The organism is Rhodobacter ferrooxidans (assembly GCF_000176015.1).
Classification (GTDB): domain Bacteria; phylum Pseudomonadota; class Alphaproteobacteria; order Rhodobacterales; family Rhodobacteraceae; genus Pseudorhodobacter_B; species Pseudorhodobacter_B ferrooxidans.
In genome coordinates, this window is the sequence record NZ_ACYY01000001.1 from 167,670 (window position 1) to 181,630 (window position 13,961).

Consider the following 13,961-nt stretch of genomic DNA (forward strand, 5'->3'; position numbering starts at 1 on the left):
GCAATGTTTCGGCTGACGCAATACATGCAGGAATTAGTAACTCCCACGGCGGTGCGGCAACGCCGCGGGTCGGGGCAGACCGTCAAACCGGTAGTGATCTGGAACCTGACGCGCACCTGCAACCTGAAGTGCCGCCACTGCTATACCACCAGCGCCGATGTGCCGTTTCCGGGCGAGCTTTCGCATGAGCAGGCGCTGGGAGTGCTGGACGATCTGGCCGGTTTCGGGATTCCGGCGCTGATCCTGTCGGGCGGCGAGCCGATGAGCCGCTTCGATTTCTGGCAACTGGCCGAACGGGCGCGGGCGCTGGATTTCCGGCATCTGGCGCTTTCGACCAACGGCACCCGGCTGACCGGGGACAATGCCGACCGGGTGGCGGCGCTGGGGTTTGATTATGTCGGCATCTCGCTGGACGGGATCGGTGCGGTGAACGACTGGTTCCGCGGCGTCGATGGCGCGTTTGATCAGGCGTTGGCCGGGGTGCGGGCCTGCAAGGCGCGCGGCGTCAAGGTGGGCCTGCGCTTCACCCTGACCGAGGACAATGCGCATCTTTTGCCCGCCATGCTGGATCTGTGCGACAGCGAGGGGGTGGACAAGTTCTACCTGTCGCATCTGGTCTATGCCGGGCGCGGCGACAAGAATCGCGGCGAAGATACCGCCCATGCCCGCACCCGCGCGGCGCTTGACTTGCTGATCGCGCGGGCCTGGGCGGCGTTGCAGGCCGGGCGGCAGTTCGAGATCGTGACCGGCAACAACGACACCGATGCGGTCTATCTGCTGGGCTGGATCACGGCGCAGTTCGGGGCCGAAAAGGCCGCGCATGTGCGGGCGCATCTGGAGGCCTGGGGCGGCAATTCCAGCGGTCTGGGTGTGGCCAACATCGACCCGCAGGGAAAGGTTCATCCCGATACCTACTGGTCGGATTATACGGTGGGGTCGGTGAAAACCGAAGCCTTCTCAAGCCTTTGGACCGGAAGTGACCCGATGCTGGCGGCGCTGCGGCAACGGCCGCGGCCGCTGAAGGGGCGCTGCGGGGCCTGTGCGTTTCAGGCGGTCTGCGGTGGCAACACCCGGATCCGCGCGTTGCAGGTGACCGGCGACCCCTGGGCCGAAGACCCGGCATGTTACCTCAGCAACGCCGAGATCGGGCTGGCCGAGGCCGACCGTCTGACCGTGACGCCATTCCGGGGGAAAAGCCATGATCCGGCGCATATGTTCCTTTAGTCTGGCGCTGCTGCTGGCAGGCCCCTTTCTGGCTGGCCCCACACTGGCCGCGCCGGACGGGGCGGCGATCTTTGCCGATCTGTGCGCGCCCTGCCATGCACCCTCGCGGTTGGGCGGCACCGGCCCGGCGCTGATCCCCGAAACGCTGGGGCGGCTGCATGGCGATGCGCTTGAGGCGATCATCGCCAAGGGCCGGCCTGCGACCCAAATGGCGGGCTTTGCCGACCGGCTTGCGCCCGATGCCATCGCCGCCGTTGCCGCCTATCTGGCGCAGCCGCTGGCCGAAGCGCCGGTCTGGACGGCAGAGGACATCGCAGCGACCCGGACGCTGGTGCCTGCCTACGTCGCCGCCCCGGCCCCGGTGTTCAAGGGGGATCCACTGAACATCACGCTGGTGGTGGAAACCGGCGACCACCACATCTCGGTGCTGGATGGCGACAGCTTTGCCGTGCTGGACCGCTTTGCCACGCCCTTCGCCGTGCATGGCGGGCCGAAGTTCAGCCCCGATGGCCGCTATGTCTTTGTCATGTCGCGCGACGGCTGGGTGCAGAAATACGATATCTGGAGCCTGGCCGAGGTGGGTCGGGTGCGCGCCGGCCTGAACAGCCGCAACATCGCCATCAGCGCCGATGGCAAATGGCTGGCGGTGGCAAACTACCTGCCCGCGACGCTGACCATCCTTTCGACCGCCGATCTTTCGGTGGCCAGGGTGATGCCGGTGGCCGCGCGCAATGGCACGCCCAGCCGGGTGGCCGCGGTCTATCAGGCCCCGCAGCGCGGCACTTTCGTGCTGGCGCTGAAGGACGTGCCGGAGATCTGGGAAGTGGCCTTCACCGAAGACGGCGGCCCCTATTCGGAAGGCTTCGTGCATTCCAACGAGAACGGCATGCAAGAGGCGATGGGCGTCGAGCGCGGCCTGTTCGCGCGGCGGCGGATCGACGTTTCGGCGCCGCTGGACGATTTCTTCTTCAGCCCGAATTACCGCAACCTGATCGGCACCAACCGCGAGGCGGAAACCGGCGTGGTGGTGAACCTGGATGTCGGGCGCGAGATTGCCACGCTGCCCTTGCCGGGCATGCCGCATCTGGGGTCGGGCATCACCTGGATGCGCAACGGCCACCGGGTGATGGCCGCCCCGCACCTGACCGAGGGCCGGATTTCGGTGATCGACATGCAGGACTGGTCGCTGATCAAGATCATCGAAACCAGCGGCCCCGGCTTCTTTCTGCGCAGCCATGCCAGCAGCCCCTATGTCTGGGCCGACGTGTTCACCGGCCCGCACAAGGGCGAGATGCACATCATCGACAAACAGACACTGGAGGTGGTGCGGGTGCTGAAACCGGCGCCCGGCAAGACCGTGGCGCATACCGAATTCACCCGCGACGGCCGGTATGCGCTGGTGTCGGTCTGGGAGGATGATGGTGCGGTGATCGTCTATGACGCGGCAACCTTCACCGAGGTGATGCGGTTGCCGATGAGCAAACCCGCCGGAAAATACAATGTCTGGAACAAGATAAGCTTCGAAGATGGCACCAGTCACTGACCCCGCACCACGGCCGCTGTGGCGGCTGGCGCTGCTGCTTTACCCGTTTGCGTCGGCGGCGGTGGCGATCAACCTGTTTCTGCTGGGCCTTCTGGGCCTGTCGCTGGGCCTGCCCACATTTTCGCCCTGGCAGGCCGTGCTGTGGGCGCTGCCGCTGGGCCTGCCCGCCACATGGGCCGCCGCCCGCTGGGTGCGCGCACTGATCACCCGGGCCGAGGGGTAGTGGTATCCGACCTGGCCAATCTTCACCCTCAACGTCAAACCTCAACCAAGGAAATCCGTATGAAGACGCTAGCCCTCGCCGCCACCCTGCTTGCCATTGCCGCCCCCGCCTTTGCCGGGGATGCCGCCAAGGGCGAGGCCGATTTCAAGAAATGCAAGACCTGCCACTCGATCACCGCGGCCGATGGCACCGCGATCGTCAAGGGCGGCAAGGTCGGCCCCAACCTGTTCGGCGTGGTCGGGCGCACCCCCGGCACCCTGCCGGATTTCCGCTATGGCGAGTCGATCGTGGCTGCCGGGGCGACCGGGGCCGTCTGGGACGAGGCCAGCATCGCGGTCTATGTTGCCGACCCCGCCGTCTGGTTGCAGACCGTGACCGGCGATGCCGGTGCCAAATCGAAGATGTCGTTCAAACTGCCCAAGGGCGGCGAAGACATGGCGGCCTATCTGGCGACCCTGAAGTAGACTGGCGGCACGGTCGGCAATTTTCCTGAAAAGGCCTGCGCTTCCTTCGGAACGCGGGCCGCAGGGGCATGGACAGCGGCGAGAGCTTCGCCTGCGTCTTGCCCCTGGTTTTCAGCGAGACCTTTCTCGTCTGTGTCCTGTGGACCAGCGCCTGACCTTGCTCTGGCTCTGACCGCCTTCCGAAGAACCCTGGCTGCGGTTCCTCGTGCAGGTGCAGGAGCCTCCGGCGGGGATATTTTTGCAGAGAAGAAGCCGCAGGGTTTCAGCGATTTTTCCAGGCGTTCAGGATGTAGGCGGCGGTCATCAGGTCAAGATGCGCGCCGCCGCCGTTCTTGGCGAGGGTGATCTCGTCATCGGACTGGCGGCGGTAGATACCGGCGGCGAGGTCGTAGTAATCGGCTTTCACATCCGCCTCGGTGATCACGCCACGCGCTAGGGGGTCTTTCAACTCGCCGATATGGTGCAGCGTGGTGGCGCGGCTGTCGACGAAGATGCTGGCGCGGCGCAGCACCTCGTCATCGGCCTCGCGCATGTCGGGGCGGTAGGCGCCGATCAGGTCCAGATGGGTGCCGGGGCGCAGCCAGTCGCCCTGCACCAAGGGTGACAGGCTCATGGTGGCGGTGCAGACGATATCGGCCTTGCGGATGGTGGCGCGCAGATCATCGGTGGCGGTGACGCCGGGCAGGTCGTCGGCCATCGCCTGTGCCGCCGCCGGGCTGCGGTTCCAGACGGTGAAATGCGCGTCCGGGAACAGCGAGCGGTAGGCCTGCACCATCGAGCGTGCCACGGTGCCCGCCCCCACCAGCACGATCTCATGGCTGTCCTTGCGGGCCAGAAGGCTGGCGGCCAGCAGGCTGTCGCCGGCGGTTTTCCATTTGGTGACCAGGTGGAAATCCACCACCGCCTCCAGCACGCCGGTCTGGTCGGAATACAGCGTGACGGCGCCGTTGACCGACGGCAGGCCCAACGCGCCATTGCCGGGGAAGATGGTGGCGCATTTCACCAACTGCCCCAGCCCGTCGATCCAGGCTGCACGGTTCAACAGCGTGTCCTTGCCGCGGTAAAGGAAGGTGTCGCCAATCTCGGCCCTTGGCAGAAGGTGGCCCGCGGTCAGCGCCGCGGTCAGCGCAGGCCAGGACAGATGCGCCTCGGCCTCTTTGCCGATCATTTCGATGCTCATGGCCGTGCCTCGCTTTCCGTCAGCAAGCCTGCTGACACCAATGCCTGCGCCAGGCCCGGCGCGGATGTGAAGTGATGGGTCTGCCAGCCGCGCCGCCCTGCCGCCGCGATATTCTCGGCCCGGTCGTCGGTGAAGAACAGGCGTTCCGGGGCCACGCCACACTCGGCCTCCAGCACCGCATAAATCGCGGGGTCGGGCTTCACCAGCCGCAGGATGCCCGACACCCAGGCCTGGTCGAACTCGTTCAGGAAATCATAGCGGGTCTGGGCAAAGGCAAAGGTCTCGCGGCCGAAATTGGTCAGGGCGAACACCGGCACGCCCTTGGCCCGCAGCGCCCGCAGCAGCGCGATAGTGGCGGGAATCGGCGGCGAGGCCATGTCGATCCAGTGGTCTTGCCACAGCATCACCTCTGCCGCCCATTTCGGGTTGGCCGCCGCCAACGCCTGCACCGATGCGGCAAACGGCGCACCAAGATCGACGCCCTCGTTCATGCCCGCCAGATCGACCTCGGCAAACAGCGCCCTGCGCCGGTCAGGGCCAATGGAGGCGTCATAGAACCGCTCGGGGTTCCATTCCAGCAGCACATTGCCGATGTCGAATACCACGGCCTCAGGTTTCAATCGCTGTCTCCCGCTTTCGCGCAGTCTCGCGCCAGAAGGTATAAAGCCCGGCGCCGCAGATCAGCGCAATGCCGATCCATGCGGTCAGGTCGGGCCATTGGCCGAAGATCAACGCGCCCCAGAAAATGGCCAGCGGCATTGCCACATATTCGAACGGCGCCACCAGCCCCGCCGCGCACAGCCGGTAGGCCTGCGAGATCAGAAGTCCGCCAATGGCCACCGAAACGCCGGTCGCCAGAAAGGCCGGAATATCGGCCAACTGCGGCCAGACCCAGGGCCGCAGCAGAAACGCCAGCGAGGCATCGGGCTGCGCGCCAAAGCGTCCGTCGCCCACCGCAAGGCCCATGGCCGAGCTGACGACGATGAAGGCAAGCTGCACGTAGAACGACATCGTCATGGCCGATTCCGATGCCGCCATCCGCCGGGTCAATATCTGCATCAGCGCGTAGAACACCGCCGAACCCAACACCAGCAGCGCCGCCGGCTGCACCACGCCCGCACCGGGGCGGGTCATCACCACAACGCCCGCCAGCCCGACCGCCACCGCCGCCCAGCGCCGCGGGCCGACTTTTTCGCCCAGCAGCAGCACCGAAAAGGCGGTGATCAGCAGCGGGCTGACAAACACGATTGCCACCGCATCGGCCAATGGCAACGCCGCCAGCCCCAGGAAATACATAACGTTCGACATCACGACGCAGCCCATCCGTGCCAGATGCAGCGGCAACTGGCGCGTGCGCATGGCACCAAAATGGCCGTCGCTGCCCCGCATCATCACCAACAGCACGGTCATGCCGATCACCGACCGCGCCAGCACCACCTCGTGCAGCGGATAGGCACCGCTGAGAAACTTGATCGCCATGTCATTGATCGAAAGCGTCGCAGCACCGCCAAGCGCGCACAGAATACCGATCAGAGTGGTGCGGGGGGAAAGGACGCTCATGCCGCCCAGACCACCTTGCGGCGCCGCACCTGTCTGTCCTGCCCGCGACATTCAGCCCGCCTTCGCCGCCCGCACCAGCCGCTCCAGCACTTCCAGGAACCGGCTTCGGTCGGCCTTGGAGAACGGCTTGCTGCCGCCCTGGCGGAACGGATCGGCGCTGCGCAAATCCTGCATCAGGTCGCGGGTGGCCAGCACATTGCCGATGTTGGCCGCGGTCAACGCCTCGCCATTGTGCCGCAGCACCCGCGCCCCCGCCGCCACGCATTTCGCCGCCAGCGGAATATCCCCGGTCACCACCACATCGCCCGGCCCACAGCGTTCCGCGATCCACTTGTCGGCCTCGTCCGGCCCATCCGCCACAAAAACGCTTTCCACCAAAGGGTTGGCCGAGGGCCGGATGCCACCGTTCGACACCAGCACCATCCGCATGCCATGCCGCACCGCCACCCGTTCGGCCTCGGCCTTCACCGGGCAGGCGTCGGCGTCGATGTAGATCGCCCCCTCAGTCATACAGGGCGGCTGCGTGGAAGCCGATATGATCCTCGATGAAGGTCGAGACGAAGAAATAGCTGTGGTCATAGCCCTTCTGCATGCGGAAGGCGCCGTTCTGCCGCCGCGCCATCATCGCCTCGGCCAGCTTTTCCGGCATCAGCGTGTCCAGGTAGGGGTCAGCCGCGCCCTGATCAATCAGGATCGGCCCGTCAAAGCCGCGTTTGCGCATCAGCAGCGTGGCGTCATAGGCCGCCCACTTGCTTTCGTCCGGCCCCAGATAGGCGGCAAACGGCTTGCGGCCCCAGTCGCAGGCGGTCGGATGCGCAATCGGCGCAAAGGCGGAAACCGAGCGATAACGGCCCGGAAAGCTCATGCCGATGGTCAGCGCGCCGTGGCCGCCCATCGAATGGCCCATGATCGACTGGCGCGCCTCTTCCACCGGAAAGGCGTTGAACAGGATGCGCGGCAGCTCATCGGTCACATAATCCCACATGCGGAAATTCGCGGCCCAGGGGGCTTCGGTGGCGTTGACGTAGAACCCGGCGCCCTGACCGACGTCATAAGCCGGATCGTCGGCCACCCCGGCCCCGCGCGGGCTGGTATCGGGAAACACGATGCCCACCCCGGCCTCGGCCGCCCATTTCTGCGCCCCCGCCTTGACCATGGCATTTTCGTGCGTGCAGGTCAGGCCCGACAGATACCAGATCACCGGCACCGGCTGGGTCTCGGCCTCCTCGGGCAGAAACAGCCCGAAGGTCATGTCGCAGCCACAGGCCTCGGAGGTATGGCTGTATACCCCCTGCACCCCGCCATAAGCCCGGTTCTCCGAGATGGTTTTCATGTCCTTGCCCTTTCCACGCTCTGCTTCGAACTCAACCGAAGCCACTTGCGCAAAACCTTTCACGCCCCCGACGAGGATGCAAGATCACCTGCCATTACTCCTTTGGACAAATATCCTCGGGGGGTGTGGGGGGCAGACAGCCCCCCGCCTCAGCCGCCGCCGATCAGCACGCCCGCGGCAAACACCAGCGCGCCGCCCAGCACCACCTGCAACGCCGCCCGCAGGAACGGGGTTTCCATGAACTTGTTCTGAATCCAGGCAATCGCCCACAGCTCGACAAACACCACCACCATGGCAATCGTCGTCGCCGTCCAGAAATCCGGGATCAGATAGGGCAGCGCGTGCCCCATGCCGCCCAGCGTCGTCATCACCCCCGAGGCCAACCCGCGCTTGAACGGGCTGCCGCGCCCCGACAGCACGCCATCGTCATGCGCCGCCTCGGTGAAGCCCATGGAAATACCCGCGCCCACCGATGCCGCCGCCCCCACCAGAAACGTCGTCCAGGTGTTCTGCGTGGCAAAAGCCGTGGCGAAGATCGGCGCCAGGGTGGACACCGAGCCATCCATCAGCCCCGCCAGCCCCGGCTGCACCCAGGTCAGGATGAACTGCCGGTGTGCCGCGCGGTCCTCGTCGGTCTTGTCGTCGCCGCCCAGATGCTGCGTCTCCAGCCCCTCGGCGATGCGCTGATGGCCGATTTCCGCCGCCGCCAGATCGCCCAGCAGCTTGCGGGTTTCGGCATCGGTGGTGGCGCGGGCGGCGCGCAGATAGAACGCCCCCGCCTGCGCCTCCATCGCCGCCGCCTCGCCCCGGATGGTCTCCAGGCTGAGGTTCTGCACCAGCCAGACCGGACGGCGGGCGTAATACCCCGCCACATGCTCGCGCCGGATCAGCGGGATCACCTCGCCAAAGCGGGCTCGGAACCTGGCGATCAGCCGCTGGCGGTGGCCATCCTCCTCGGCTGCCATATCGTCGAACATCGCCGCCGAGGCCGGATAGTCGGCGCGCAGCCGCTGGGCATAGCTGCGGTAAATCTGCGCGTCATCCTCTTCGGATGAGATCGCCAGGGCAAGGACTTCGGGTTCGGACAAGTCGGAAAAACGACGGCGCGAGGTGAATCCTGGGATCATGGGGCAAACCTCTTTTGGAATGATTCTAATTACCCGCCAGCAAGCGGCGACACAAGGGCTGCGGGGCGAAAAATCTGAACTGTTCTGTTCACTTTTCGCTTGCAAAACTGAACGACTCGGTTCATTTATGCGGAAAACAGACTGATCGGTTCAGATAGGACGCCTGCCATGAAAACCCTGACCCAAGCCTTGACCCTGCTGCTGCTGGCCGCCGCCCCGGCGCTGGCGCAAAACATCACCATCAACCTGCCCAACCTGACCTGGCCCGATGACACCACCGCCAGCCAGGGCTGCATTGACCCCGTGACGCTGGCCGCCACCGCCTGCACGCCCAGCAAGTAACCAGCACGGCGCTGGCCTTGCCGAACCTCGGGACGCTGGTCTATGGTCTGATCAAAGGACCGCTGATGACCGTCGCCGCACCACTGATCCGCAAGGGCCGCAAGTTCGATCAGGTGCTGGACGGCGCCCGTGAGGTGTTTCTGCGCGACGGCTTCGACGGCGCCTCGGTTGATGACATCGCCCGCGCCGCCGGGGTGTCGAAGGCAACGCTGTACAGCTATTTCCCCGACAAGCGGCTGCTGTTCATGGCCGTCGCCAAGGCCGAATGCCGCCGCCAGGCCGACGAGGCGGTGCAACTGATCGACCAGACCGCCCCGCCCGAAGTGGTGCTGACCGCCGCCGCCCGCCGCATGGTGGGGTTTTTCATGTCGGAATTCGGGCTGGGGGTCTATCGCATCTGCGTCGCCGAAAGCGACCGCTTTCCGGAGTTGGGGCACGAGTTCTACCACTCCGGCCCGCTGCTGGTGCGCCAGCGGCTTGGCGATTACCTGCGCTTTGCGGTGTCGCGCGGCGTGCTGGCCATCGACGACATCGACCTTGCCGCCGACCAGTTTGCCGAGCTGTGCAAGACCACCATCCACAACCGCGCCATGTTCGGCATCACCCCCTGCTGCGCCCCGGGCGATGTGGAGCGCACCATCGACGGCGCCGTGGCGATGTTCATGGCGCGGTATGGGGGGACGGGTCAGGGGTGAAGCAGGCGGACGAGCGGCTCGCTTCCTTCGGTCTTGTATTCGTAAAGCGCGGTATGTTTTGTCAGATAGGCTCGCCAGGTTCTTTCAGGCTGCGATCCGATCCTGACGTCGGCCTTCTGGGCCGCATGGTTGATCTGGCGAATGGAAAGCCATCCGTCTATGCCGACTCTTTCCATCAAATCATGGAGAAACGCGTCGATTTTCGATAGCTTTGCCGCTATCGGCTTGGCCACAACGGGCGCTGCGGGCGATGACACGATGGTGATCGCGGACGCTTCGAGCGGCTTGGAGTTCATTCCGAGCTCGATGAACCTCGTGCAAGCCTTGCGAAAGGCATCGGATGCCTTGGCTTCACCCATGCCGATCACCTGTTGGCCCTTTTCGCAAAGATGCGCAGCCAAATGCGAAAAATCTCGGTCGGACGAGGCGATCACCAGTGTGTCCACCAGCCCCGAATGAACCAGTTCCATGGCCTCGATGCACAGCAAAAGGTCGGTGGCGTTCTTGCCGTTGCCAGAATGGATCAGCCGAAAGCCGGGCGCCGCTTCCCATTGAGTCAGGCGGATGGCATTGCCGTAAACCCGCTTGATGGTAAGCCGCCCAAAGGCCAGTGACTTCGTGATGATTTGCCCCGCCAATCCAGCCGACAGATTCTCGCCGTCGATCATCACCGCTACGCGCTGGGTCTTGGCATTCCCAGCCGCCTCGAACCCGCCAATTTCAGGTTTCATAACCCACTCCGCACCGATTTGCGGGCCAGTATATCGGCCATTGCGACCGATTTAGGGCGCCCAGGCGCCGCAAAATTCTTAGAAGAATTTTGGCAAGATTTTTCGAAAAAATCTTGTCGTCGCCTCAGGCGACGTCGCGGGCCAGCAACTGGCCGCCGGGGCCGGGTTTCACCTCGAAGCGGCTGATCTTGCGGATCAGGTCGCTGAGTTTGGCGCTGCCATAGGTGCGGGTGTCGAAATCCGGGCTGCCCTGGGTGATGAACTGGCCGATCTGGCCCAGCGAATACCACTCGCCCTCGGGATCAATCGCCCGCATCGCCGCAACAATGGCGGGAATCGCCTTGGCGGGCAGTTCCTTGGCACCGCGTGGCGCCGCCTCGGCCTGCGGCTCGGCCACTTGCCCCGACCGTTCGGGGCGCGGTGCCTCACGGGCGGGTTCTTCGGCGCCGAGGTTCTCGACATAGATGAACCGCTTGCAGGCCATGCGGAAGGCCTCGGGCGTCTTCTTCTCGCCGATGCCATAGACATCCAGCCCCTGCTCGCGGATGCGCGCCGCCAGCCGGGTGAAATCGCTGTCGGAACTGACCAGCACGAAGGCGTCGAACAGCCCCGAATGCAGGAAATCCATCGCCGAGATCACCAGCCCGATGTCGGACGCATTCTTGCCCTTGGTGTTGGAAAACTGCTGGTCGGCCACCAGACCCAGCGCCGCCACCTGCCGGGCCCAGCCACCCAGTCGCACCGCCGACCAGTCGCCATAGATCCGCCGCACCGAAGCCTCGCCCAGCGCCGCCACTTCCTCGAAGATCGCGGTGGCATAGCTGGCGGGCACGTTGTCGGCGTCGATCAGCACGCAAAGGCGGGGGGCGCGGGGTTCGGCCATGGGGGTCCTCCTGAGGGTCGCGGGCAAACTGGGGCAGATCGCGGCGCAAAGGCAAAGGGCCCCGGCTTCCCGAGGCCCCGAAGTCCGGCGCGCCTTAGCGGCGGCGGCTGCCTTTTTCGTCTTCGTCGTCGTCATCATCGCCATGCGGCAGATTGAAGAAACTGTCGGCATCCGAAAAGTCGGCAGGCTTTTCTTCCGGCTCGATGCGGGTGAATTGTTCCAGATTGGAAAGCCCGGCCGGCATCTTCGGCTCGGGCGCCATGCCCAGCGACTGCTCGGTGGACACCAGCTTGCGCCGCTCGTCGTCCGACATCACGGTGCCATCGGCGGCCTTCTTGCGGGCGGCGATCTGCACGGCGGCGTCAAGTTCGGTCTGCTTGCACAGGCCAAGCGCCACCGGGTCGATCGGGGTGATCGAGCCGATGTTCCAGTGGCTGCGCGAGCGGATCGACTGGATCGTCGGCTTGGTGGTGCCGACCAGCTTGCCCACCTGACCATCGGTCAGCTCGGGGTGAAACTTCACCAGCCAAAGGATGGCTGCGGGCCGGTCCTGCCGTTTCGACAGCGGGGTGTAGCGCGGACCGCGGCGCTTTTCCTCGCCCACGGCGGCGGCGTAGAACTTCAGCTTCAGCTTATACAGCGGGTCGGCCTGGCCGCGCTCGATCTCGATCGGGTCAAGCTGGTTGTTGGCGACCGGATCGAAACCCTTCACCCCGGCGGCCACGTCGCCATCGGCAATGCCCTGCACCTCCAACTCGTGCAGGCCGCAGAAATCGGCGACCTGACGGAAGCTGAGCGTGGTATTGTCAACCAGCCAAACGGCGGTGGCCTTGGCCATCAGGGGCTTGGACATCGGATCACTCCTTTACAAATCTCTCCCGGGCCGGGAAAACGGCTGCGACCGGGGTCGCGTCTTCTCGTTTTCGGGAAGTTATCGCGGCTTATAGTCGTGATCCGGGCCAGAGGAAAGAGAAAATGCGCGCAGGAATGATGGGCCTTGCCGCCCTGCTGATCGGCACCACGGCGGCACTGGCCGAGGGCGAGCAGGCCGGCGATTTCGACTATTACGTGATGTCGCTGTCATGGTCGGCCAACTGGTGCGCGCTGGAGGGCGATGCGCGCGGCGATGACCAGTGCAGCCCGCGGCATGACTTCACCTTCACGCTGCACGGGCTGTGGCCGCAGTATGACGCGGGCTATCCCAGCTACTGCCGCACCGGCCAGCGCGACCCGTCACGCGGCGAGTCTGCGGCGATGGCAGACATCATGGGTGGGTCGGGGCTGGCCTGGTATCAATGGAAAAAGCATGGCCGCTGCGCCGGGCTTTCGGCGCGCGACTACTATGCGACGATGCGGCGGGCCTATGCGGCAATCGTGATTCCGCCGGTGTTCGGCAAGATCAGCAAGACGTTGAAGGTTCCAGCGGACGTGATCGAGGGGGCCTTTCTGGAATCCAACCCCGGCCTGACCCGCGACATGATCACGGTGACCTGCGATCAGGGGATGATTCAAGAGGCGCGGATCTGTCTGACCAAGGATTTGCAGCCGCGCGCATGCGGGGATGACGTGATCCGCGATTGCCGGATGCAGGATGCCATTCTGGGGGCGGTGCGGTAAGGGCGCGCCGCGCGGGGGGTATTCAAGCCAAGAAGAAACCGAGGCTAGTCAACCTTCAGGACGATCTTGCCGACATGGCCCGCACTTTCGATGCGCCAATGCGCGGCGGGGGCGTCGGAGAGGACAAACTCGCTGTCGATCACCGGCTTGAAGGCGCCGCTTTCGATCATCGGCCAGACATGGGTTTCGATGTCGCGGGCATAGCGGGCCTTGGCCAGATCGGATTGCGGCCGCAGGGTGGAACCGGTGATGGTCAGGCGGCGGGTCATCACTTCGGCAAAGTTCAACTCGACCTTGGCGCCGGTCAGGAAGGCAATCTGCACCAACCGGCCATCATCGGCCAGCGCGCGGATGTTGCGCGGCAGGTAGTTGCCGCCGACCATGTCCAGGATCACATCGGCCCCACCGGCCTTGCGCAGGATCTCGACGAAATCCTCGGTGCGGTAGTTGATCGCCACTTCCGCCCCCAGATCGCGGCAGACCTGGCATTTGGCATCGCTGCCCGCCGTGGTGAACACCCGTGCGCCCAAAGCCCGGGCGATCTGGATCGCCGTGGTGCCGATGCCCGAGGTGCCGCCATGCACCAGAAACCGCTGCCCCGCCTGCAAGCCGCCGCGGTTCACCACGTTGGACCAGACGGTAAAACAGGTCTCGGGCAGGCAGGCCGCCTCGCGCAGCGTCAGCCCCTTCGGGATCGGCAGCGCGTGGTCGGCATGGGTCAGCGCGTATTCGGCATAGCCACCGCCCGGCAGCAGGGCGCAGACCAGATCGCCCACCGCCCAGCGGGTCACGCCCGGGCCAACGGCGGCCACCTCGCCCGCGCCTTCGAGCCCCGGCAGTTTCGAGGCACTGGGCGGCGGCGCGTAAAGCCCGGCGCGTTGCAGCGCATCGGGGCGGTTGACCCCGGCATAGGCCAGCTTGATCACGATCTGGCCATGCCCCGGCACCGGCACCGGCGCCGACACCGGCTTCAACTCGTCCGGCCCGCCGGGCTGGTCGATCTCCATCGCAAGCATGCTGGTCGGCAGGGTCATCGCGT

17 protein-coding genes are annotated in these 13,961 nt (G+C 65.4%); 7 read left to right on the plus strand and 10 right to left on the minus strand.

The features are described from left to right. Positions 1-3: 3 nt before the first annotated feature. Genes nirJ through RSW2DRAFT_RS00840 form a run of 4 tightly spaced genes read left to right on the plus strand, consistent with a single transcriptional unit; the run spans position 4 to position 3,454 of the window. The gene (gene nirJ / locus RSW2DRAFT_RS00825; RefSeq protein ID WP_008027083.1) at positions 4-1,224 is read left to right on the plus strand and encodes a heme d1 biosynthesis radical SAM protein NirJ; all 1,221 of its coding nucleotides are present in this window, start codon (positions 4-6) and stop codon (positions 1,222-1,224) included. Next, a complete protein-coding gene (locus RSW2DRAFT_RS00830) occupies positions 1,199-2,767 on the plus strand; it encodes a nitrite reductase (RefSeq protein ID WP_008027085.1) in 1,569 nt (522 codons plus the stop codon). The genes nirJ and RSW2DRAFT_RS00830 overlap by 26 nt, the downstream gene beginning before the upstream one ends. Further along, complete coding sequence (locus tag RSW2DRAFT_RS00835) at positions 2,751-2,990, plus strand: hypothetical protein (RefSeq protein WP_008027087.1); 240 nt, start codon at positions 2,751-2,753, stop codon at positions 2,988-2,990. The genes RSW2DRAFT_RS00830 and RSW2DRAFT_RS00835 overlap by 17 nt, the downstream gene beginning before the upstream one ends. Before the next feature lie 59 nt (positions 2,991-3,049). After that, entirely contained in the window at positions 3,050-3,454 is a 405-nt protein-coding gene (locus RSW2DRAFT_RS00840; RefSeq protein WP_008027090.1) for a c-type cytochrome, read from the plus strand. 262 nt (positions 3,455-3,716) lie between these two features. Here the strand turns inward: RSW2DRAFT_RS00840 and RSW2DRAFT_RS00845 are convergent, their stop codons facing one another. The 6 genes from RSW2DRAFT_RS00845 to mbfA form a co-directional block, all read right to left on the minus strand. After that, on the minus strand, positions 3,717-4,634 hold the full coding sequence (locus RSW2DRAFT_RS00845) for an ornithine cyclodeaminase family protein (protein ID WP_008027091.1): 918 nt from the start codon (positions 4,632-4,634) through the stop codon (positions 3,717-3,719). After that, complete coding sequence (locus RSW2DRAFT_RS00850; RefSeq protein WP_008027092.1) at positions 4,631-5,254, minus strand: HAD family hydrolase; 624 nt, start codon at positions 5,252-5,254, stop codon at positions 4,631-4,633. The genes RSW2DRAFT_RS00845 and RSW2DRAFT_RS00850 overlap by 4 nt, the downstream gene beginning before the upstream one ends. Then, complete coding sequence (locus RSW2DRAFT_RS00855) at positions 5,244-6,194, minus strand: DMT family transporter (protein ID WP_008027094.1); 951 nt, start codon at positions 6,192-6,194, stop codon at positions 5,244-5,246. The genes RSW2DRAFT_RS00850 and RSW2DRAFT_RS00855 overlap by 11 nt, the downstream gene beginning before the upstream one ends. A gap of 51 nt (positions 6,195-6,245) precedes the next feature. Then, positions 6,246-6,704 (minus strand): YaiI/YqxD family protein, encoded by a 459-nt coding sequence (locus RSW2DRAFT_RS00860; protein WP_008027096.1) that lies wholly within the window; start codon positions 6,702-6,704, stop codon positions 6,246-6,248. Further along, complete coding sequence (gene fghA, locus RSW2DRAFT_RS00865) at positions 6,697-7,527, minus strand: S-formylglutathione hydrolase (RefSeq protein ID WP_040671407.1); 831 nt, start codon at positions 7,525-7,527, stop codon at positions 6,697-6,699. The genes RSW2DRAFT_RS00860 and fghA overlap by 8 nt, the downstream gene beginning before the upstream one ends. Before the next feature lie 149 nt (positions 7,528-7,676). Next, complete coding sequence (mbfA, locus tag RSW2DRAFT_RS00870) at positions 7,677-8,654, minus strand: iron exporter MbfA (protein ID WP_008027100.1); 978 nt, start codon at positions 8,652-8,654, stop codon at positions 7,677-7,679. 168 nt (positions 8,655-8,822) lie between these two features. Between mbfA and RSW2DRAFT_RS17710 the strand changes: the two genes are divergently transcribed. Then, the gene (locus tag RSW2DRAFT_RS17710) at positions 8,823-8,996 is read left to right on the plus strand and encodes a hypothetical protein (protein WP_008027102.1); all 174 of its coding nucleotides are present in this window, start codon (positions 8,823-8,825) and stop codon (positions 8,994-8,996) included. A 65-nt stretch (positions 8,997-9,061) separates the two neighbouring features. Continuing rightward, positions 9,062-9,691: a TetR/AcrR family transcriptional regulator gene (locus RSW2DRAFT_RS00875; RefSeq protein WP_008027104.1), complete on the plus strand. Its 630-nt coding sequence runs from the start codon at positions 9,062-9,064 to the stop codon at positions 9,689-9,691. Here the strand turns inward: RSW2DRAFT_RS00875 and RSW2DRAFT_RS00880 are convergent. From RSW2DRAFT_RS00880 to RSW2DRAFT_RS00890, 3 genes are all read right to left on the minus strand, one after another. Continuing rightward, on the minus strand, positions 9,682-10,422 hold the full coding sequence (locus RSW2DRAFT_RS00880; protein WP_008027105.1) for an NYN domain-containing protein: 741 nt from the start codon (positions 10,420-10,422) through the stop codon (positions 9,682-9,684). The two genes, RSW2DRAFT_RS00875 and RSW2DRAFT_RS00880, sit on opposite strands and share 10 nt — an antisense overlap. A 124-nt stretch (positions 10,423-10,546) precedes the next feature. Then, complete coding sequence (locus RSW2DRAFT_RS00885) at positions 10,547-11,305, minus strand: NYN domain-containing protein (RefSeq protein ID WP_008027107.1); 759 nt, start codon at positions 11,303-11,305, stop codon at positions 10,547-10,549. A gap of 94 nt (positions 11,306-11,399) precedes the next feature. Beyond that, positions 11,400-12,158, minus strand: a complete 759-nt coding sequence (locus RSW2DRAFT_RS00890; protein WP_008027109.1) for a DUF1013 domain-containing protein — start codon at positions 12,156-12,158, stop codon at positions 11,400-11,402. Positions 12,159-12,280: 122 nt separating this feature from the next. On the opposite strand from RSW2DRAFT_RS00890, the gene RSW2DRAFT_RS00895 reads away from it, so the two are divergent. After that, a complete protein-coding gene (locus RSW2DRAFT_RS00895) occupies positions 12,281-12,922 on the plus strand; it encodes a ribonuclease T2 family protein (RefSeq protein ID WP_008027111.1) in 642 nt (213 codons plus the stop codon). A gap of 44 nt (positions 12,923-12,966) precedes the next feature. Here RSW2DRAFT_RS00895 and RSW2DRAFT_RS00900 read toward each other — a convergent pair whose 3' ends face one another. Further along, positions 12,967-13,956, minus strand: a complete 990-nt coding sequence (locus RSW2DRAFT_RS00900) for an NAD(P)H-quinone oxidoreductase (RefSeq protein ID WP_008027113.1) — start codon at positions 13,954-13,956, stop codon at positions 12,967-12,969. Positions 13,957-13,961: the final 5 nt, after the last annotated feature.